Here is a 16,655-nt window from a genome sequence, read left to right on the forward strand (position 1 = left end):
TGTTTTTTGACCTGTTGGGTCATCGATTTCGGCCGACGCTCAAGCGAATGCTGGCGCGGGGCTTTGGTTCGAACTCAAACCGCGAAACTTCGAGGTGGAACATGCCCAGGATTGATTACTACCTGCTCGCATTTCTGATGAGCGCAGTGCTTGCGATCCCTGCTCTCGCTCAGAACGCCAGATCGCCAATTGGAGAAAAAGCGATGCTCGACCCACAGACGCTAGCCGATCGATACGTTGCCGTATGGAATGAAGCCGACGAGAAGCGCAGGCGGGACGCCATATCGGCGCTTTGGGTGCCAAGTGGCCAACACTTCGTCGAAGGCCGGCAGGCCCGGGGCTATGACGAGCTGGAGAAGCGGGTCCGGGGATCCCATGAAAGAAATGTCAGGGATAGCGGCAACAGATTTCGCGCGGCGCCCGGCGCCCGTCGTCTGCACGACGTCATCACGTTCCATTGGGAGATGCTACCCGCCAATGGTGACACAGTCCTGGTCAGGGGATTGGAGTTTCTGATCATCGACGACGAAGGCCGGATCATCATCGATTATCAGTTCTTCCCGGCTTAGGGCATGATCCGGAAAGACAGAGCGGGATGACGTTTCGAAGAAGAGCCATCCCGCTGTGGTCACGCCCCGCACCGACATTAGCGTCAACGCGCTCCGGCGTACCGGTCAGATGACCTGGCCGCCGGAGACTTCGATCCGCTGGGCGTTGATCCAGCGATTGTCCTCGCGGAGCAGGCTCGCGATCATCGGGCCGATGTCATCGGGTTGGCCGACACGGCCGAGGCTGGTCATGCCCGCGAACGTCTTGTTGAGATCCGGCGTATCGCGGACGGCGCCGCCGAGGAAGTCGGTCTCGATCGCGCCCGGTGCCACTGTGTTGACCGCAATGCCGCGGCTGCCGAGCTCCTTCGCCATGTAAACGCTGAGCACTTCCACCGCACCTTTCGCTGCCGCATAGGCGGAGAAGCCGGGGAAGGACACGCGGGTCAGGCCGGTGGAAAGATTCACGATGCGGCCGCCATCGGCGATCAGCGGCAGCAGCGCCTGGGTAAGGAAGAACACGCCCTTGAAGTGAACGTTGACCAGCTTGTCGAACTGCGCCTCGGTCGTCTCGGTGATCGACGCCATGTCGCCATGGCCGGCATTGTTCACGAGATGATCGAATGTGTCGCGCTGCCAGGTCTTCCGAAGCATCGTCCGCAGCCGATCGGCGAACGAGGCGAAAGTAGAGACATCGCTGACGTCGAGTTGCAGGGCGATCGCCTTGCGGCCGATCCCCGCGATCTCGGCGACGACGGCTTCGGCGTCCTGCTGCCGGCTTTGATAGGTGATGATGACGTCGCTGCCGTTGCGGGCGATGTTGAGCGCCGTGTTCCGGCCGAGCCCGCGGCTTGCACCGGTAATGAGGGCGATCTTGGTCATGGTCAGACTCCCATTGCATACGTGACCACGCCGATATGGCGCACGCTAGCCTGCCTTAGTTGCCGGAACCTCGACGATCCTTGCCTAATCCTCCAGATCGAATTTACGCGTCAATCCGGGCGCGATAGGATGGCCGCATGACCGACACTCTCCTCAAGGCTGTTCGCCGCTATGCGCAGGCCAATGCCGATCCGGCCGGGATTGCCCGGACTCCCATTGCCGGTCTGACGGCCATTCGTGCGACTGCACCGAGCGGCCTCGACTACGCGATCTCCCGACCGCTCATCTGTCTCGTGCTGCAGGGAACCAAGCACGTGACGATGGGCAATCGGGCCTTCACGTTCAGCGCGGGTGACTCTTTGCTGGTCACGGCTGACGTTCCAACGGTGAGCCAGGTCAAGCGGGCGAGCATCGCCTCGCCCTACTTCGCGCTCGTGTTGGACCTGGACCCGGCGGTGATCGCAGATCTCGCCGTGGAGATGAAAGCCGTGCCGACCGCCGACGGCGCGCCCGTGCGCTGGGAGCCGACCGATGCCGAGGTTACCGACGCGGCCCTTCGGCTGATGCGCCTGATTGAGCGCCCGGCGTCCGTGCCGGTGCTGCGCACACAGTTGATACGTGAGATGCATTACTGGCTTCTGACCGGACGGCACGGAGAGGCGATCCGGCGTCTTGGCTGGCCGGACGGTCACGTGCAGCGAGTGGCGCGCGCGGTCGCAGTGCTTCGGGCCAAGTTCGCTCAGCCATTACGGGTCGAGCAACTGGCGGCCGTTTCCGGGATGAGCCCGTCGTCCTTCCATCAGCATTTCCGGGCCGTGACGTCGCTTTCGCCGCTCCAGTTCCAGAAACAATTGCGCCTGATCGAGGCGCGACGCCTGATGTTATCCGACGGGATGGCCGCGAGCAGCGCGGCCTTTGCGGTCGGCTACGAGAGCGTGTCGCAGTTCACCCGGGAATACAGCCGCCTGTTCGGCTTGCCGCCGGGCCGGGAGACCAAGGCAGCGAGAGGGAACGTCCAGGCGGCCTGATTCACCCTGCGCACTGTTCACCAGTTCGTCACGATGAGAACAGCGTGTGGTTATCGATAATTACTTCTTTGCCACAACGAACGGCCGCGCGTCCTTGCCACGCGAGGCATGGCGGGCGCGCTCGATGATTTCAAATCCCGCTGCCGAAATTTCGCGCTCCAGGTCCTCCGTGGACAGGAACGCCACATAGGGCGCCTTGCCGACGAGTTGCATCAGGGGCAGCGCAATGCGCAATAGCGGATTCATTTCCTTCAGGCACGGCGTCTTGGAAATGAAGATCCCGCCGGGCCGCAGCAGCCGATGGACGCTTCGGAGCGCCGCTTCGCGCTCAGCCACCAGATGCAGAACGTTGAATCCGAAAGCGATATCGAAAGTCCCGTCCGGCCACGGCGCCGCCTCGGGCCGCACCACTTCGAACGTGGCGTTGCTGCAGCCTTCGGCCTTCGCCTTCTCGCGCGCGATCGCGATCATTTCGCCCGATAAGTCGGTCGCCACAATGCGTCCGACTGATGGCGCGAGCTTTAGCGCCGTCGTTCCCGTTCCGCATCCGAACTCGAATGCCGTCTCATCCCCCTTGAGGTAATGTCGCGTCCGATCCAGCGTGCGCTCATAGCCCGCCATGTCGGCGATCGGGTCGGCGGCATACTTGCGCGCAGCGCGATCCCAGAACTGAGCGTCATTGGCGATACGAAACATGGCGTGCCCCTCCTGCGCGACGGCTTCTAGCATATGTGCAGGAAATGGAAATGCTAACGGCGGCGCAGGTCCGCAGGCGTAGGTTCGCGAAAGCGTAATGTGCCGTTCACGCGTTCGTCACGATGTGACAATGCGGTGGATTACGTCGCAGCCTGTCATCGGGCCGCGCTTTGCGCGGACCCGTTGGGCTCATCCACCCTTCGAGCGGTGTTCTCATGAACCCCGCTGCCGCGAAGGCCCCAGAGGATCAGCGCAAAGGATATGATTCCCGTCGGGGCGGCTGGGTACATGACGAGTTGGATCAGCATCTCCTGAGCGTCGCTCCCACGAGCGCCGGCCGCCGCGATCGGAATGATCGAACCACCGGCTCCCAAGAGAGCCGCGATCACGAAACCGGCGATCGTTGCAAGCGCGGAATAGATGAGAAACCAGAATGCCAGCCGTGACGGCATCGATGTGAGCTTCAGCTTCGGCCAGACCAGACCCACGGCCACAAGCAACACTCCGGTGAATCCGCTGAGCGTGTGAACCGAACGGCCGAGATTTGGTGCGGCGAAATACGGCACAGCAAATCCCTGAAAGCTCGTGAAGAGGAACAGGGCCACGCCGATCTGAATCAGCCGGTGACCCTGCACGGCCAGTGCTGTCGCGCTCATGCGTTGCTCCTTTTCGGCTGTTATCGTGATGTCTAGCGTATTCGGCTATCGCACTCTCCTCCGCGACGAGGAGCAGATAGGGCTGGAAAGCCGATGTCGAAAGATGGATCCTTGCCGATCGGGCGTAGTGCGAGAAAGTGCATGAAGCACGTCTTGATCACGAGCATGTCTGGAACCAAAAAATCCTCGGTGATCCCGGCCCAGCCAGGCAGTCCTTCACCGGGAACGGCGCGCCTGCGCCGCCGTTGACCGATGTTGCCGAAAAGGCCGATCCAATGGCTGGTCTTGAATTCGAAATGACCTATCGTCTGCGCGTGCGCGGTCCGATGCCGGCGACGCAAGGCTCGCCCCTTGGGGAGCACATCTACTGGGAGATGAGCGAGGGCACACTGGAAGGTCCGCGTATCAATGCGCGGATCGCGATGCCGGGCGGTGACTGGTACCGGCCGGGCGCGGATGGCTTTGGCCGACCCGATGTCCGCGTGCAATTCATCACGGACGATGACGCGGTTATTCTGCTGCACTACACCGGCCTCGTGCAGATGAATGACGCATTCACCAAGGCCGCCGAAGCGGCCGACGCCACGCGCTTTGAAGATCACTACATGCGGATGGCGATGCGCTTCGATACCGGCGCACCGAAATACACTTGGCTCAACCAGCATTTATTTTTGGCCGATGGCCGTCTCACCGGAAAAAACCAGATCGAGTACCGCATTTACCGCGTCACGTGATTGCTGAATGCGCCGGATTACGCCGGAGCCTGTCATCGGGCTGCGCTTACGAGCTTCCGGCAGCAGATTCCCGTCGCCAATCAGCCGACCGGTCAAATCTTTGTGCACAGATGCGAGCGGGGTCCCAACAACAAGCGCTTAAGAACACCGTCACCCTGCATATCACCAGGCGCGGACGCTGGCCGACGAGTACATCACGGCTTAGGCTCTGCATCGCTTGACACCTCGATGTTCGAGGCCTACATGCTTCGTATGCCTCGCCTGCCTCGCCCCGTAAAGGCCATCCGTTCGGCGCCTCGCCCAATGCTCGATTACACCGATCGCGCGTACTGGCAGGGAACGATCAAGATGTCGCTTTCCAAGTTCTTCGTACTTTGCGTGCTTCATCAGAAGCGGATGCACGGATACGAGGTCGTCCAAGCGGTCCAAAGAACGACAAAGGGATGCTGCAGTCCGACCGAGGGAACGGTCTATCCGGTGCTCAACGAGTTTGAGGCAGGCGGCTACCTCACCTCGCATTCCGAGATTGTCCAGGGGCGCGAGCGGAAGGTTTACACCCTCACCGGGAAGGGGCGCGAAGCGTTCCAGACCGCAGTCGACGCATGGCTGGAGGCGACAGATTGCATCATCGCCGGCAAGGCTGCAGCAGATGCGATGAATCGTTCGCGCGGCAAGGCCAAATACACATGCTGATATTTACGCTCATACGTCGATGATCGAGGCATTGGCGCCCGATGCGTCTCTTGGGTCGCTGCTTATATGCATTTCGAAGGGTCAAATGAACGTGATCATCGCGCTTGGTGGCGCTCAGGCCGGCCGCGAGATCGACCTGTTCGGTGGTCGCGACGTGCTGGCCGTTATCGGTCGCGCTCGAACTCGCCGGCTTCGTCGCCATCCTTGCTCCCACCCCTTCATCGACGGTTGAACAAGCATGAGACTTCGTTTACTTGCCGATCCGGATTTCCTGCCCGCGCTCGACAAGCGCTACGCCCTGCAACGGCCGAAAAACGACCTTGGCAGCGGACCACAGTATCCCCCACGCATCCTGCTGCTCTACGGGTCGCTGCGGGAACGCTCCTATTCCCGGTTCGTCGTCGAGGAGGCAGCGCGCCTGCTGCGGTTCTTCGGAGCCGAGCCGCGGATATTCGATCCCTCAGATTTGCCGCTACCCGATCAGGTCAGGGCGGACAATCACCCCGCGGTCCACGAGTTGCGCGAGCTCGCCATGTGGTCGGAAGGACAGATCTGGTGCAGCCCGGAGCGCCACGGCCAGATCACCGGCGTCATGAAGGCGCAGATCGATCACTTGCCGCTCAACATCGGCGGCATGCGGCCAACCCAGGGCCGGACACTGGCCGTCATGCAGGTTTGCGGCGGCTCGCAGTCGTTCAATGCGGTGAACACACTCAGGCTCTTGGGACGCTGGATGCGGATGTTTACCATCCCCAACCAATCGAGCGTCGCGAAGGCCTTCCAGGAGTTCGATGAAGCCGGACGGATGCGGTCGTCTGGCTACTACGAGCGGATCGTCGACGTGGTCGAGGAACTTTTCCGTTTCACGATCTTGCTCCGACCGCATGTCGCTATCCTGAGCGACCGATACTCTGAGCGCAAGGAGGCTGGCGGCCCGGCGAAAGATGTCGGGACTGACCTATCGGCGATCGCAACAGCGCACCAGCGGTAAGGAACACGAGCGTGACGAAGCTGGTCTGGCCGACTGATCTCCACTTGGTCAAGCGCGACCGAGCACCGTGCTAAGTCTCACCGAGCCGTCAGAAATCTGCGTTCTTGATTTCAAACACGAATTTCGACGACCGCGATTTGCTCAGTTTCGAGGACTATCGGCGTCGATCGGTCGATTTCCGACATCCGCGGCTACTAACGACTGTGCGCTTCGTGGCCAGAAAGACCGTCGCAACGACAATTCATGACAGACCGCGATGGCCGTCCTAGACAGGGCCGACGGCACCGGACGAGCGATCAGGCAGGGACGTACGTTAGCCTGGCCGCGTCCTCGCCAACGGCATCACAGGCGACAAGCCGAAGCGGTGGTCGCGCGCCGGCGAAGTACGGCTTGCCGCGCCCAAGCACGAACGGGCGGAAGTAGAGATGATACACATCGGTAAGGCCGAGGTCGGTTAGGTACCCTGCCAGACCATCGCTCGGGCTGTCCGATCAACCTGACGTTGGAGATGCTCGGCAACCGGTGGAGCCTTATTGTCATCCGCGATTTGACGTTGAGCACAAATCAGATTTGATCTGAACGGCATCCGGATATCCGCCGAATTGCGCTCCACACGACGCTTCAGTTCTCCGCGGACCCCGCCCCTCCCTTTACTTCCCGGCTGGTCCCGCCCAAAGGACGCGAGGCGAACAAGCGCCCTGCTAACGTTTCGTCGAGCGACGGCGCGAACTGACGTTCTTCCCTATGGAAGAGGGCTTTGAAGAAAAGAGTGTCAGAAGCCGCATTGATTGTTCTGGCGATCAAGGCGGTCGCGAGCACGGCAAAGGCCAGGCGAGCAAGGAGCACGCTCGTAAGGTCAGCGCCGAGCGCGACGACGACCACCGTGTCCTCGATGAGGCTGTGGGCAAAACCCATGAACACGCAAGCGAGGAATATCTGACGCGGCTCTGCGCTAGCCGTGCGCGCCTCGCGGATCAGCAGTCCTGCGCCATAGGAAATCCCAAGAAACAGGCCGACAGCGGCGAAAGGTACCGTCTGCTTTTCAATGCCAGCCAGTCGAAAGAGTGGCGCAAGCCCTCTGTTCATCCAGTCCAGGATGCCCGACATCTTGAGAAGCTCGATTAGCCAGCTCAGCGAAAGCAGAACGAACAGCATGATCGCCAAGGTCTTGAGTGTGCCCAGGAGAACGCCGCTCCAACCGGTGCTTTCATTCATCGGCATCCAGGCCGGCTTCACCGGCTCGGACTGCCATCCGGTCGCGGCGAATATCTGGTGCAGAAGGACGGCAAAGATCAACCCTCCGCCGACACGAAGCGCCGCGGTGGCCAGGAAGCTAGGTCCGGCTTTTTGAATTATCCGTTGCTCGATCGGAATGGCGTGCGCAAACAGCAGAAGAGCCGAAAAAACTGTCATGTCGGCTGTGCTGAGGGCTGAAACCGGAACCAGGGTGAATATGGTCACAAGCGCCCCCCAGATCCCGACCAGCAATCCGGTCAGCCAGGCAAAGGCCAGTTCGGGTGGCAATCCCACCAGCGTCATGACTGGGGAGAAGAACGGAGAAATCGCCTGGATGACACCAAGGTCCTGCAGAAGCTGGGTGGCTATCGCAACCGGGACGATGACGCGAACCAGCTCCCAATAGATTTCAAGCGTTTCCAATGTCTTGCGATAGACGGCGGTGCAGATCGCCATTGGCGGCTCCATCAGCGTTGGAGCCCGTGACTAGCGTGAGACGCTTCGCATTTGCGATCAAATTTTGCGATTCTGTGCAATAAAATTGCAATCGACAGACGCCGAGCGAGGACCGAGATGGACAAGATCGACAGGAAGCTTCTCAACCTGCTCCAGGATGACGCTTCACGGACGAACGCCGAACTGGCGGAATTGGTCGGGCTTTCTCCCTCGAGCTGCCTGCGCCGCATTCGACGACTGAAGGAAAGCGGCGTCATCAGCCACGTTGTCGCGCTTCTTGCCCCGGCCAAGGCTGGCCGAGGCATGAAGGCGTTCGTCACCATCGAACTGGAGCGACATGGCGAGCAATACATGCGTGATTTTTTGGAGCGGGCCGCTCAGGAAACGGCCGTCACTCAGGCCTATAGCGTGAGCGGCCAAACCGACGCCGTCCTCATGCTACGCTTGACGGATATGGACGAGTTCGATGCGCTGTGCGAGCGGCTGTTCCGAGAGCGAAGCAATGTCGCACGATACTACACGATGTTCGTGATCCGAACGGCCAAAGAAGTGACCGCAATTCCGCTCTAGATTCTACAGTTCGATAGACCTACCGGCTGCCTTCGCATTGCGGTCGTTCGCGACCACATGCTCAGCGGGGGCTGCCCCTGCGGATCGACGTGAGCGCCAACGGCGTCAGCCTCCCGCCATCAAATCCTTCGCCAGCGCCATGTAAGCCGGCAGCGTCACCGGGTCGTTGGCGGCGTTGCCGGCGGCCGGGTGTGAGGCATAGCGGGCGATCACCATCTCGGCTTTCGGATCGATATAGATGCCCTGCCCGTGAACGCCGCGCGCCATGAAGGCACCGTGCGCGTTGTGTGTTACCCACCACTGGTTCCGGTACGACGCGCCGGGCAATGTGGTGTAGCCGGCCGGCTTGAATTTTTCGGGATCGCCGCCGCGCGCGATGTCCTCGATCACTTGAGACGGCACGATCTGGCGGCCGTTGAAGCGGCCGTGATTGCGGATCGTCTCGCCGAAGCGGGCGAGATCACGCAGCGTGGTCGAAAGCCCGCCGCCGCCGCTTTCGGTGCCGATGCGGTCGACGTGATAATGCGCGTCCTCTTCCGCACCCATCGGAATCCAGATCCGCTCCGAGAGCAGATCGGAAAGCGTCATGCCGCTCGCCCGCCGGCAGATCCAGGCCAGCACGTCTGAATTGACGGTCTTGTAGGCGAAGGCCTTGCCGTGCTCGCCCTGCTTGCGCTGCGCACACAGGAAATCGAAAATGTTGGTCGCGCCCTCGTAGCCCTGCTCGATCGGCGCTATGCCGTTCGCCCGCCTGAGCCCGAACACGCCGGAATTCTTGTCGGTATAGACCTCGGTGTATTCGAGGCCCGTGGTCATATCCATCGCCTCGTGCACGCGCGCATCGCCGAAAGCGCTGGCCTTAAGCTCCGGCACATAGTCCGTGATCGGCGCCTGCGGATCGATCTTGCCCTCCGCGACCAGAATGCCGGCGAGCGTGCCGGTGAACGATTTTGTCACCGACATCGCGATATGCGGCTTGTGCGGCTTCAGCGCGCCGAAATAGCGCTCGTAGATCAGCTTGCCCCGGTGCAGCACCGCAATGCCGTCGGCATAGGTCTCCTCGAGCATCCGTGCAAACGTCATGGGCCGCCCGTCCATCGTGATCGACGCGGACGCGCCGATATCATGCTCCTCGCGCGGCAACACGGACGCCGGCCCCGCGCCGCGCCAGACGTTTACGGTCGGCACCAGTTGGCGGATATTGCTCCACGCCCAGCGGAGTTCGGGAAAGCTGCGGAACGAGCCGCTATGGAAAGTGATGGTTTTATCCGGCGGCGGCGGAAAGCCCTGCATCCAGCCGATTGCTTGCGGATCGGTCTCAGCGGCGGTTGCAGGCTGTTGGCTAGCGGCGGTCGCGGCGGTCATCGACGATCACTCCAGAGAGGCGATGCCGATGTCGTACCATGCGGTCACGCACAGGCGCAGCGCATTTGCGCCGCCCGACGATCGGCCGAACCACCGGCGCCGAAAATCTCCGTCCGGCCCCTTGAGACCGTTGACAACGCTACGCGTAACTATATTCTTACGCGTCAGTGATGACTTACGCGAAAACTGGCTGGACGACCCTGGCCGACCCGACTAGGCGCACGATCTTCGAGCGGCTAGTCGAGCGGCCGTGCTCGGTCAGTGAGTTGGCTAGTGCCCTGCCGGTCAGCCGGCCGGCAGTCTCGCAGCACTTGAAGGTGCTCAAGGACGCGGGCCTCGTGGCCGATACGCCGTCCGGCAAGCACCGCATCTACCGGGTCGATCAGGCCGGGCTAGCAGCCCTGCGTACGGAACTCGACCAGTTCTGGAGCAAGACGCTAGCGGCCTACAAGCTGGCCGTCGAGCAACCGCCGGAGGAGCAATGAGCACGCCTGCAGCAGACAATTCAGTAAAGCATTCCATCGTGGTCGAGGCGCCGATCGAGCGCGCATTCAAGGTCTTCACCGAAGAGTTCGGCAGCTTCAAACCCGCCGAACACAACTTGCTCGGTGTTGAAATCGCGGAAACCGTGTTCGAGCCTCGAGTCGGAGGCTACCTCTACGACCGCGGCGTTGACGGCAGAGAGTGCCGCTGGGCGCGCGTGCTGGCTTACGAACCACCCAACCGCGTGCTCCTGAGTTGGAACATCAGCCCGCGGTGGCAGATCGAGACAAATCAGGACAAGACCAGCGAGTGGGAGGTGCGGTTCACCGCCGAAACGACACACCGGACCCGCGTCGAGATCGAGCACCGTAAGCTTGAGCGCCATGGCGAAGGCTGGGAAGGCGTGCGCGACGGAGTTGCCGGTGACCAAGGTTGGCCTCTGTACCTGCGGCGCTTCGCCGAGCTATTCAGCCGCTAGAGCGTTTTCCAGCGAAAGCCTGCCCCGGACTTGATCCGGGGTGGACCACCGGTTCGCGTCAAGAAAACGCGTCAAAACAAAACCTAGAGCCCGGTTCTGATTCAATCAGAACCGAAATGGCTCTAGGCCTGTACAGAAACTGGCCATGACGGGATCGTCGGCACCGACACTATGCGTGTCTTCTTTACGTTGAAGGGAGCGGCGAAGCGGCTGCAGGGTTGGTCACGCTGTGCGCTGGCGATCGCGAAGACTTTGCCGCCGACTTTCCAGACATGCGAGCCGCCCCACTGGACCACGCGAGAGGTCGCTGGAAGCGCTCGACAGAATACATTGTATTCTGCGAGGGTCACGTTTCCGTTCGCTCAGCTACAGTCGGACGCGCCGTTGACCGCGCTTCGCTCGGCAAGGGTCGAAAGCGCAATCACCTGATCGAGTCGCGCGTGAATATCTATGAGCGTCTCTGCTCCAAGAGACGTTGTGATTTGCCCAAGGACGCGCTCCCATACCGGAAAGATCGATTGGATCGCGCGCTCGCCGGCTCGAGTAATCACGACTGTTTTAGCGCGAGCATCGTCCCGTGACCGCGCAATGCGTATGAGCCTTGCACGTTGGAGCGGCCGAATGCCTCGCGTAAGGGTCGTGCGATCCATGAGCAGAGCCCGCGCGAGCTTGCTCATCGTCGCTCCGCGATCGCCGAACATTGCCGTTGCGGTCAGTATCGGCAATTGCGACGACAGCAGGCCGAACGGCGCCAACTCGTCGTCGAAAAGCTTCGTGAGAACGCGCGACGCTTGCCGCACGCGGAGCGCGGGGCACTCCATGGCCATCGTCCGAGCCAGTTGAGAGAGTTCGGCCATATGGTTGCCTGCGCTGCCCACTGCATTCAGCGTGAGACAATCTTGACAAGATTGATCCTACCTCCAGGATAGGTGCATATGCAATGTTTTTCTCGAACAAGGCAACGGTAGGGAGACTTCCCCCATGACGATGTCCACCGCAATTCCGGTATTTGAGATCGGTCTCAACGCGCTCTCGGCACTCCTCGACAAGGCCGAAGCCTATGCCGAAGAAAAGTCGATCGTTCCCTCGGTGCTTCTCGACGCACGTCTTTTCCCGAACATGTTCGCATTGACCCAGCAGGTGCAGAGCGCCTGCGACCAGGCGAAGAACGGTTGCTCACGGCTCGCCGGCATCGACCCGCCCAGCTATGAAGACAACGAGAAGACGATCCCGGAGCTCAAGGCGCGCATTGCCAGGACGGTTGCGTTTGTTAAGACGCTCGACGCGAAGAAGATCGACGAGTCAGCCGACCGCGAGATCACCTTCCCACTCGGCCCGAACAAGGGCCACATGAAAGGCGCGGACTATCTCAACCACTTCGCGGTGCCAAACTTCTACTTTCACGTGACAACCGCTTACGACATCCTCCGCCACTGCGGCGTCGAGATCGGCAAGCGTGACTTCATCGGTGCTATCCCGATAAGAGTAACGTGAGACGCCAGGAGAAAGCGTAGCGGAAGACCGGTTTGCCCGCATGAGCATAGCGATATGCGGGGGAAGCGGTCCCGGGTATCGCTGCGCTCATCCGGGCCACACTTGCTCTAACCCCAATAGTCAGACCAACGTGAAGCGTGGGCGAGCGGTCATTGCGGACGTGACGCCGAGGTGATTTCCACCTTGCAGAAGCGGGCAAAGGCCAGAACCTCATTGAGACGATCACCCAGATCGTCTTCACCCCCGCCGAGATAGGCCCGCAGCGCCGTCTCCATGACGGGCCGGTGCTGGTGCGGCACGCGTTCAAGCGCCCATCGGGCTGCGGCATCCTTGGACGCGATTTCGCCCGTACAGGCGCTGAACCAGATGCGGCCAAGCGTAAGAATGATGTTCCTCTCGTCACCGCTGAGATCGTCCTCGCAATTCCACAGGGACAATGTTTCGTGCAGCGCGCGGCGAAAGTCAGCCGCCGGCACAGGATCGAAAAGATCGGATGCGCCGGGCCCCTTCAAGGCGACACTGCGCCGGCGCAGCTTTGTCAGCAGGATCGCCAGATCACGATCTTCGATAGGAGGTTCGACGATCCCCCGCTTCACGTCGTCGCGCAGCCACGCGCCGAATTGCAGTTCACGCCTTGGAGAATAGCGCCACGGCACCACTTCGGCTTTGACGATGACTGTCACTTCCAGTGGGCGCAGCGGCGCGCCACCCTTCGGCGTTCCCGACACCGCCAGCAAGCCAGTCATTAACGAGGCGCGCGCGACAGGCGAAAGCGCGGCATTGACGGTAACCAGCAAATCGATGTCGCTATGTGGCTTCAACCCACCATCGATGGCAGAGCCGAACAGATGGATAGCATGAACCTGGCCGCTGAGGTGCCGCTCGATGATCGCAAGCGCCTGCTGTAGCTGCTCAGCAATTTCGTCGGGAACAGTAGGCATAGTGCTCATGAAAATGCGCGATAGCGAAAGCCCCGCCCTCACTCCCACTCGATGATCTAAGGACATCGTAACGCACTGATTTCTAAGCGCAAAATCTTTCTCAGGATGATCTGATCCCGCCAGCCAAACTGTCAGATTCTTCCGCTGTTGATTGCAAATAGACGGACCCCCGTTCGTGCTCTTCGTGCTTCAATGCGAAGAATCAGGAAGGAAATAGCGACCGCCACAGGCTCCAAGCACCGAATTCGACCATTGCGAGAAAGGTCAGTATCATGCCGCCTGATCGGCCGATGCCCCATCCTGTACGAAGCATTTCGACAGCATGAGCGATGCGGCCGGCGACCAGAAGGGCCCCGCCGGCCCACAGCGCTGCGCTGGGCATCCCGAGAAGCTCCGCACATGCCATTGCGAGGAGCGTGATAGGAACGGTCTCGGTGTAGTTGCCGTGCGCCCGCATGCGCCGCAGCAGAATGTCATCATCGCCGCCGAAGAAGCGGATGCCGGTATGATAGCGGCGCATGCCCACGATCCAGGTCAGCGGCACCTGAGCGATCACGAACAGGCCGACGAAGATTGGTGTGATGACAATCGGCAAGCGGACGTCCCCCCTTCTCAATCCTTGCGCGGAAGCTCTGCGATCAACCGCGCTTCCATAATGCGAAAAGGGTGCCGCCGGGATCCTTCAAGATGACGTACTCGCCTGCCGGACCGCGCCGCCGCTCTTCGACGACCTCGCCGCCTTTTTCGCGCGCTTTGTGTTCGGACGTCTCGAGATCGGCAACCTCAAAGTAGGGAATCCAGCCGGTGCGACCCTTCGTGCTCGCCGACACGCTCGCGAAGGGTCCGTCCCCAGAGGAGAGCATCGGGAATCCGGGGCCCTGCTGCACGCTGAAACCAAGCGTCTCCGCGTAAAATCCCGCTGTCAGATCCGCATCTTTGGACTGGTTGTCGAACCAGGCAATCGGTGAAGTCATCGGGCGTCTCCTCTCCAACGCACTTGCAATTCGCAAGCGCGTTGGCTCATAGCACTTGCACTTGCAAATTGCAAGCGCGAGGGTTATGTTACGACCATGACGAGGAAGCTGGACGACTGGCATGGCTGCCCCATTCGGTACGCCGCGGCGATGATCGGAGACCGGTGGAAGCTGGTCATCCTGCGCGACCTCGCTCTCAAGGAAGCTCGGCGCTATGGTGACTTCGCTGTCGAGGAAGGTGTTGCCACCAACATCCTTGCATCGCGACTGCTCGAGCTCGAGTCAGGCGGTCTCATCGATCGGACGATCGATCCGGAGAATGGCCGGCCGATCTACCGTTTGACCGAAAAGGGACGCGATCTCGTGCCAGCGCTCTTGGCGCTCATCGCCTGGTCCTACAAATGGGACCCCAAAACCGAAGTGCCGAAGAGCTTCGCCCGCGATCTCAGGCGAGCTCCAGATAAGCTTGCACGCCGAATCATGAGCGGCCTTGTGGAGGGCACCTCGGCGTGAAGCGATCGTGGTCAGACGAACCGACACAATATCCCAAAAAACCATGGCCAAATGAAGCAATGGAAAGAAACGATCTAAGTATAGATTTTGCAGGAGCCGCGAGAAGGATGTGAGAACCTTCCGAAACCACGGCGAACTACGATACCGCCGCCGCTTGCACCCTCACTCCCACTCAATCGTCCCCGGCGGCTTTGACGTCACGTCGTACACCACCCGATTCACCCCCTTCACCTCGTTGATGATCCGCGTCGCGGTGGCGCCGAGGAAGCTCATGTCGAAGGGATAGAAGTCGGCGGTCATGCCGTCGGTGGAGGTCACGGCGCGCAGGCCCACGACGTATTCGTAAGTTCTGCCATCGCCCATCACGCCGACCGTTTTCACCGGCAACAGCACGGCAAAGGCCTGCCAGATCTTGTCGTAGAGGCCGGCTTTGCGGATCTGGTCGATGTAGACGGCGTCCGCGTTGCGGAGGATGTCGAGCTTTTCTTTCGTGATGTCGCCGGGGCAGCGGATCGCGAGACCCGGGCCGGGGAACGGGTGGCGGCCGACGAAGATTTCGGGCAGGCCGAGTTCACGGCCCAAGACGCGGACTTCGTCCTTGAACAGTTCGCGCAAGGGCTCGACCAGCTTCATGTTCATGCGATCAGGCAAGCCGCCGACATTGTGATGCGACTTGATGGTCACCGACGGGCCGCCGGTGAAGGAGACGCTTTCGATCACGTCGGGATAGAGCGTGCCCTGTGCCAGAAATTCGGCGCCGCCGATCTTCTTCGCTTCCTGCTCGAACACGTCGATGAACAGGCGGCCGATCGTCTTGCGCTTCGCCTCGGGATCACCGACCCCTTTGAGTTCGCCGAGGAAAAGCTTTGAGGCATCAACGTGCACCAGCGGGATATTGTAGTGATGGCGGAACAGATCGACTACCGTCTCGGCTTCTTTCAGCCGCAGCAGGCCGTGATCGACAAACACGCAGGTGAGCTGATCGCCGATCGCTTCGTGAATCAGCACCGCGGCGACCGCGGAATCGACTCCGCCGGACAAGCCGCAGATCACCCTGCCCTTGCCGACCTGGGCGCGGATTTTTTCGATCGCCTCCTCGCGGAAGGCGCGCATGGTCCAGTCGCCGGTGAAGCCTGCGACCTTGCGGACGAAATTGCGCAGTAGCTTGGCGCCGTCGGGCGTGTGCACCACTTCGGGGTGAAACATCAGGCCGTAATATTTGCGCTTCTCATCCTGGATCACCGCAAACGGCGCATTCGGCGAGACGGCGGCTACCGTAAAGCCCGGCGGCATTTTGGTGATGCGGTCGCCATGGCTCATCCACACCGGATGGCGCTCGCCCATCGACCAGGTGTCGTCGAACAGTTTGCTCGCCGTCTTCACCTCGACATCGGCGCGGCCGAATTCGCGGTGGTGGCCGCCCTCGACCTCGCCGCCGAGCTGAGCGGCGAGCGTCATCTGGCCGTAGCAGATGCCGAGCACGGGGACGCCGGAATCGAAGATCAGTTGCGGCGCGCGCGGCGAGCCCTCTTCGTGCACCGATTCCGGCCCGCCGGAGAGGATCACCGCCTTCGGCTTCATCTCCTTGAAAGCGGCTTCGGCCTTCTGGAACGGCACGATTTCGGAATAGACGCCCTCCTCGCGCACCCGGCGGGCGATCAGTTGCGTCACCTGACTGCCGAAGTCGACAATCAGAATCTTGTCATGCGCCGAGGCCACCGAGGGCGTCGACTCGCGGGCTTTCTGTGCTGCTGTCATGGACAGGAATTACGCGACGGGGCGCGGCCTCGCAACCGCGGCAACGGGCTGACCCACATTCTTTCTGGGGCATGGACAAATCGATATTAGGTAAGTATTATTGACCTACTTTGGAGCGCGTATTGACGCGCTGTCGTTCCGGGGCGCGCAAAGCGCGAA

21 protein-coding genes and 3 pseudogenes are annotated in these 16,655 nt (G+C 61.1%); 12 read left to right on the forward strand and 12 right to left on the reverse strand.

Features of this window, described 5'->3' with window-relative positions; translation table 11 throughout:
• The first annotated feature begins 101 nt into the window (after positions 1–101).
• Positions 102–569 (forward strand): hypothetical protein, encoded by a 468-nt coding sequence (locus tag YUO_RS0106765; protein WP_198027982.1) that lies wholly within the window; start codon positions 102–104, stop codon positions 567–569.
• A 105-nt stretch (positions 570–674) separates the two neighbouring features.
• Here YUO_RS0106765 and YUO_RS0106770 read toward each other — a convergent pair whose 3' ends face one another.
• Positions 675–1,430: an SDR family oxidoreductase gene (locus YUO_RS0106770; protein ID WP_028346581.1), complete on the reverse strand. Its 756-nt coding sequence runs from the start codon at positions 1,428–1,430 to the stop codon at positions 675–677.
• A 137-nt stretch (positions 1,431–1,567) separates the two neighbouring features.
• On the opposite strand from YUO_RS0106770, the gene YUO_RS0106775 reads away from it, so the two are divergent.
• Positions 1,568–2,458, forward strand: a complete 891-nt coding sequence (locus YUO_RS0106775; protein WP_028346582.1) for an AraC family transcriptional regulator — start codon at positions 1,568–1,570, stop codon at positions 2,456–2,458.
• Positions 2,459–2,518: 60 nt separating this feature from the next.
• On the opposite strand, the gene YUO_RS0106780 is transcribed toward YUO_RS0106775, so the two are convergent.
• Both YUO_RS0106780 and YUO_RS0106785 read right to left on the reverse strand, forming a co-directional pair.
• Entirely contained in the window at positions 2,519–3,154 is a 636-nt protein-coding gene (locus YUO_RS0106780) for a class I SAM-dependent methyltransferase (protein WP_028346583.1), read from the reverse strand.
• A 155-nt stretch (positions 3,155–3,309) separates the two neighbouring features.
• Entirely contained in the window at positions 3,310–3,810 is a 501-nt protein-coding gene (locus tag YUO_RS0106785) for a styrene oxide isomerase (protein ID WP_028346584.1), read from the reverse strand.
• A gap of 137 nt (positions 3,811–3,947) precedes the next feature.
• Between YUO_RS0106785 and YUO_RS43640 the strand changes: the two genes are divergently transcribed.
• From YUO_RS43640 to arsH, 4 genes are all read left to right on the forward strand, one after another.
• The gene (locus YUO_RS43640; protein WP_051379263.1) at positions 3,948–4,544 is read left to right on the forward strand and encodes a DUF3237 domain-containing protein; all 597 of its coding nucleotides are present in this window, start codon (positions 3,948–3,950) and stop codon (positions 4,542–4,544) included.
• A gap of 303 nt (positions 4,545–4,847) precedes the next feature.
• Entirely contained in the window at positions 4,848–5,237 is a 390-nt protein-coding gene (locus tag YUO_RS39995; RefSeq protein WP_235782632.1) for a PadR family transcriptional regulator, read from the forward strand.
• An 85-nt stretch (positions 5,238–5,322) separates the two neighbouring features.
• Complete coding sequence (locus tag YUO_RS0106800) at positions 5,323–5,469, forward strand: hypothetical protein (RefSeq protein WP_156908500.1); 147 nt, start codon at positions 5,323–5,325, stop codon at positions 5,467–5,469.
• A 6-nt stretch (positions 5,470–5,475) separates the two neighbouring features.
• Positions 5,476–6,228 carry an arsenical resistance protein ArsH gene (arsH, locus tag YUO_RS0106805; protein ID WP_028346587.1) on the forward strand — a complete coding sequence of 251 codons (753 nt, stop codon included), beginning with the start codon at positions 5,476–5,478 and terminating at the stop codon, positions 6,226–6,228.
• A gap of 296 nt (positions 6,229–6,524) precedes the next feature.
• On the opposite strand, the pseudogene YUO_RS47630 reads toward arsH, so the two are convergent.
• Positions 6,525–6,698: pseudogene (locus YUO_RS47630) on the reverse strand (dihydrofolate reductase family protein); the annotation flags it as partial.
• Here YUO_RS47630 and YUO_RS47635 point away from each other — a divergent pair.
• Positions 6,692–6,778: pseudogene (locus YUO_RS47635) on the forward strand (winged helix-turn-helix transcriptional regulator); the annotation flags it as partial. The pseudogenes YUO_RS47630 and YUO_RS47635 overlap by 7 nt on opposite strands.
• Before the next feature lie 71 nt (positions 6,779–6,849).
• Here YUO_RS47635 and YUO_RS40000 read toward each other — a convergent pair.
• Complete coding sequence (locus YUO_RS40000) at positions 6,850–7,920, reverse strand: nucleoside recognition domain-containing protein (protein ID WP_156908501.1); 1,071 nt, start codon at positions 7,918–7,920, stop codon at positions 6,850–6,852.
• A 117-nt stretch (positions 7,921–8,037) separates the two neighbouring features.
• Between YUO_RS40000 and YUO_RS0106815 the strand changes: the two genes are divergently transcribed.
• Positions 8,038–8,490, forward strand: a complete 453-nt coding sequence (locus YUO_RS0106815) for an Lrp/AsnC family transcriptional regulator (RefSeq protein WP_028346588.1) — start codon at positions 8,038–8,040, stop codon at positions 8,488–8,490.
• 105 nt (positions 8,491–8,595) lie between these two features.
• Here the strand turns inward: YUO_RS0106815 and YUO_RS0106820 are convergent, their stop codons facing one another.
• Positions 8,596–9,855 carry a serine hydrolase domain-containing protein gene (locus YUO_RS0106820; RefSeq protein ID WP_028346589.1) on the reverse strand — a complete coding sequence of 420 codons (1,260 nt, stop codon included), beginning with the start codon at positions 9,853–9,855 and terminating at the stop codon, positions 8,596–8,598.
• A gap of 170 nt (positions 9,856–10,025) precedes the next feature.
• Between YUO_RS0106820 and YUO_RS0106825 the strand changes: the two genes are divergently transcribed.
• Entirely contained in the window at positions 10,026–10,340 is a 315-nt protein-coding gene (locus tag YUO_RS0106825) for an ArsR/SmtB family transcription factor (RefSeq protein ID WP_035725955.1), read from the forward strand.
• Positions 10,337–10,816, forward strand: coding sequence for an SRPBCC family protein (locus YUO_RS0106830; protein WP_028346591.1), 480 nt, complete (start codon positions 10,337–10,339; stop codon positions 10,814–10,816). The genes YUO_RS0106825 and YUO_RS0106830 overlap by 4 nt, the downstream gene beginning before the upstream one ends.
• 236 nt (positions 10,817–11,052) lie before the next feature.
• Here YUO_RS0106830 and YUO_RS47640 read toward each other — a convergent pair.
• Positions 11,053–11,166: pseudogene (locus YUO_RS47640) on the reverse strand (MmcQ/YjbR family DNA-binding protein); the annotation flags it as partial.
• 12 nt (positions 11,167–11,178) lie between these two features.
• A complete protein-coding gene (locus YUO_RS40005; RefSeq protein WP_051379264.1) occupies positions 11,179–11,673 on the reverse strand; it encodes a MarR family winged helix-turn-helix transcriptional regulator in 495 nt (164 codons plus the stop codon).
• 124 nt (positions 11,674–11,797) lie between these two features.
• Between YUO_RS40005 and YUO_RS0106840 the strand changes: the two genes are divergently transcribed.
• Positions 11,798–12,310: a DUF1993 family protein gene (locus YUO_RS0106840; RefSeq protein WP_028346592.1), complete on the forward strand. Its 513-nt coding sequence runs from the start codon at positions 11,798–11,800 to the stop codon at positions 12,308–12,310.
• 149 nt (positions 12,311–12,459) lie between these two features.
• Here YUO_RS0106840 and YUO_RS0106845 read toward each other — a convergent pair whose 3' ends face one another.
• The 3 genes from YUO_RS0106845 to YUO_RS0106855 all read right to left on the reverse strand — a co-directional run bounded on the left by YUO_RS0106845 (position 12,460) and on the right by YUO_RS0106855 (position 14,225).
• Entirely contained in the window at positions 12,460–13,251 is a 792-nt protein-coding gene (locus YUO_RS0106845; protein WP_035725958.1) for an aminoglycoside nucleotidyltransferase ANT9, read from the reverse strand.
• Between the two features lie 202 nt (positions 13,252–13,453).
• Positions 13,454–13,846, reverse strand: a complete 393-nt coding sequence (locus YUO_RS0106850; RefSeq protein ID WP_051379265.1) for an MAPEG family protein — start codon at positions 13,844–13,846, stop codon at positions 13,454–13,456.
• Positions 13,847–13,889: 43 nt separating this feature from the next.
• Positions 13,890–14,225, reverse strand: a complete 336-nt coding sequence (locus YUO_RS0106855) for a VOC family protein (RefSeq protein ID WP_028346595.1) — start codon at positions 14,223–14,225, stop codon at positions 13,890–13,892.
• Between the two features lie 96 nt (positions 14,226–14,321).
• Between YUO_RS0106855 and YUO_RS0106860 the strand changes: the two genes are divergently transcribed.
• Positions 14,322–14,738, forward strand: coding sequence for a winged helix-turn-helix transcriptional regulator (locus tag YUO_RS0106860; RefSeq protein WP_028346596.1), 417 nt, complete (start codon positions 14,322–14,324; stop codon positions 14,736–14,738).
• Positions 14,739–14,900: 162 nt separating this feature from the next.
• Here the strand turns inward: YUO_RS0106860 and guaA are convergent, their stop codons facing one another.
• The gene (guaA, locus tag YUO_RS0106865; protein ID WP_028346597.1) at positions 14,901–16,496 is read right to left on the reverse strand and encodes a glutamine-hydrolyzing GMP synthase; all 1,596 of its coding nucleotides are present in this window, start codon (positions 16,494–16,496) and stop codon (positions 14,901–14,903) included.
• Positions 16,497–16,655: the final 159 nt, after the last annotated feature.

The sequence above is a fragment of the Bradyrhizobium murdochi genome, from assembly GCF_000472965.1.
GTDB lineage: Bacteria > Pseudomonadota > Alphaproteobacteria > Rhizobiales > Xanthobacteraceae > Bradyrhizobium > Bradyrhizobium murdochi.

Coding starts and splice junctions, on each gene's coding strand:
- YUO_RS0106815 (WP_028346588.1), top strand. CDS start 8,038: ATGGACAAGATCGACAGGAAGCTTCTCAACCTGCTCCAGGATGACGCT.
- YUO_RS0106845 (WP_035725958.1), bottom strand. CDS start 13,251: ATGCCTACTGTTCCCGACGAAATTGCTGAGCAGCTACAGCAGGCGCTT.
- guaA (WP_028346597.1), bottom strand. CDS start 16,496: ATGACAGCAGCACAGAAAGCCCGCGAGTCGACGCCCTCGGTGGCCTCG.
- YUO_RS0106775 (WP_028346582.1), top strand. CDS start 1,568: ATGACCGACACTCTCCTCAAGGCTGTTCGCCGCTATGCGCAGGCCAAT.
- YUO_RS0106860 (WP_028346596.1), top strand. CDS start 14,322: ATGACGAGGAAGCTGGACGACTGGCATGGCTGCCCCATTCGGTACGCC.
- YUO_RS0106770 (WP_028346581.1), bottom strand. CDS start 1,430: ATGACCAAGATCGCCCTCATTACCGGTGCAAGCCGCGGGCTCGGCCGG.
- YUO_RS39995 (WP_235782632.1), top strand. CDS start 4,848: ATGCTCGATTACACCGATCGCGCGTACTGGCAGGGAACGATCAAGATG.
- YUO_RS0106785 (WP_028346584.1), bottom strand. CDS start 3,810: ATGAGCGCGACAGCACTGGCCGTGCAGGGTCACCGGCTGATTCAGATC.
- YUO_RS0106820 (WP_028346589.1), bottom strand. CDS start 9,855: ATGACCGCCGCGACCGCCGCTAGCCAACAGCCTGCAACCGCCGCTGAG.
- YUO_RS40005 (WP_051379264.1), bottom strand. CDS start 11,673: ATGGCCGAACTCTCTCAACTGGCTCGGACGATGGCCATGGAGTGCCCC.
- YUO_RS0106765 (WP_198027982.1), top strand. CDS start 102: ATGCCCAGGATTGATTACTACCTGCTCGCATTTCTGATGAGCGCAGTG.
- YUO_RS0106825 (WP_035725955.1), top strand. CDS start 10,026: ATGACTTACGCGAAAACTGGCTGGACGACCCTGGCCGACCCGACTAGG.
- YUO_RS0106855 (WP_028346595.1), bottom strand. CDS start 14,225: ATGACTTCACCGATTGCCTGGTTCGACAACCAGTCCAAAGATGCGGAT.
- YUO_RS0106800 (WP_156908500.1), top strand. CDS start 5,323: ATGAACGTGATCATCGCGCTTGGTGGCGCTCAGGCCGGCCGCGAGATC.
- YUO_RS0106780 (WP_028346583.1), bottom strand. CDS start 3,154: ATGTTTCGTATCGCCAATGACGCTCAGTTCTGGGATCGCGCTGCGCGC.
- YUO_RS0106840 (WP_028346592.1), top strand. CDS start 11,798: ATGACGATGTCCACCGCAATTCCGGTATTTGAGATCGGTCTCAACGCG.
- YUO_RS0106830 (WP_028346591.1), top strand. CDS start 10,337: ATGAGCACGCCTGCAGCAGACAATTCAGTAAAGCATTCCATCGTGGTC.
- arsH (WP_028346587.1), top strand. CDS start 5,476: ATGAGACTTCGTTTACTTGCCGATCCGGATTTCCTGCCCGCGCTCGAC.
- YUO_RS40000 (WP_156908501.1), bottom strand. CDS start 7,920: ATGGCGATCTGCACCGCCGTCTATCGCAAGACATTGGAAACGCTTGAA.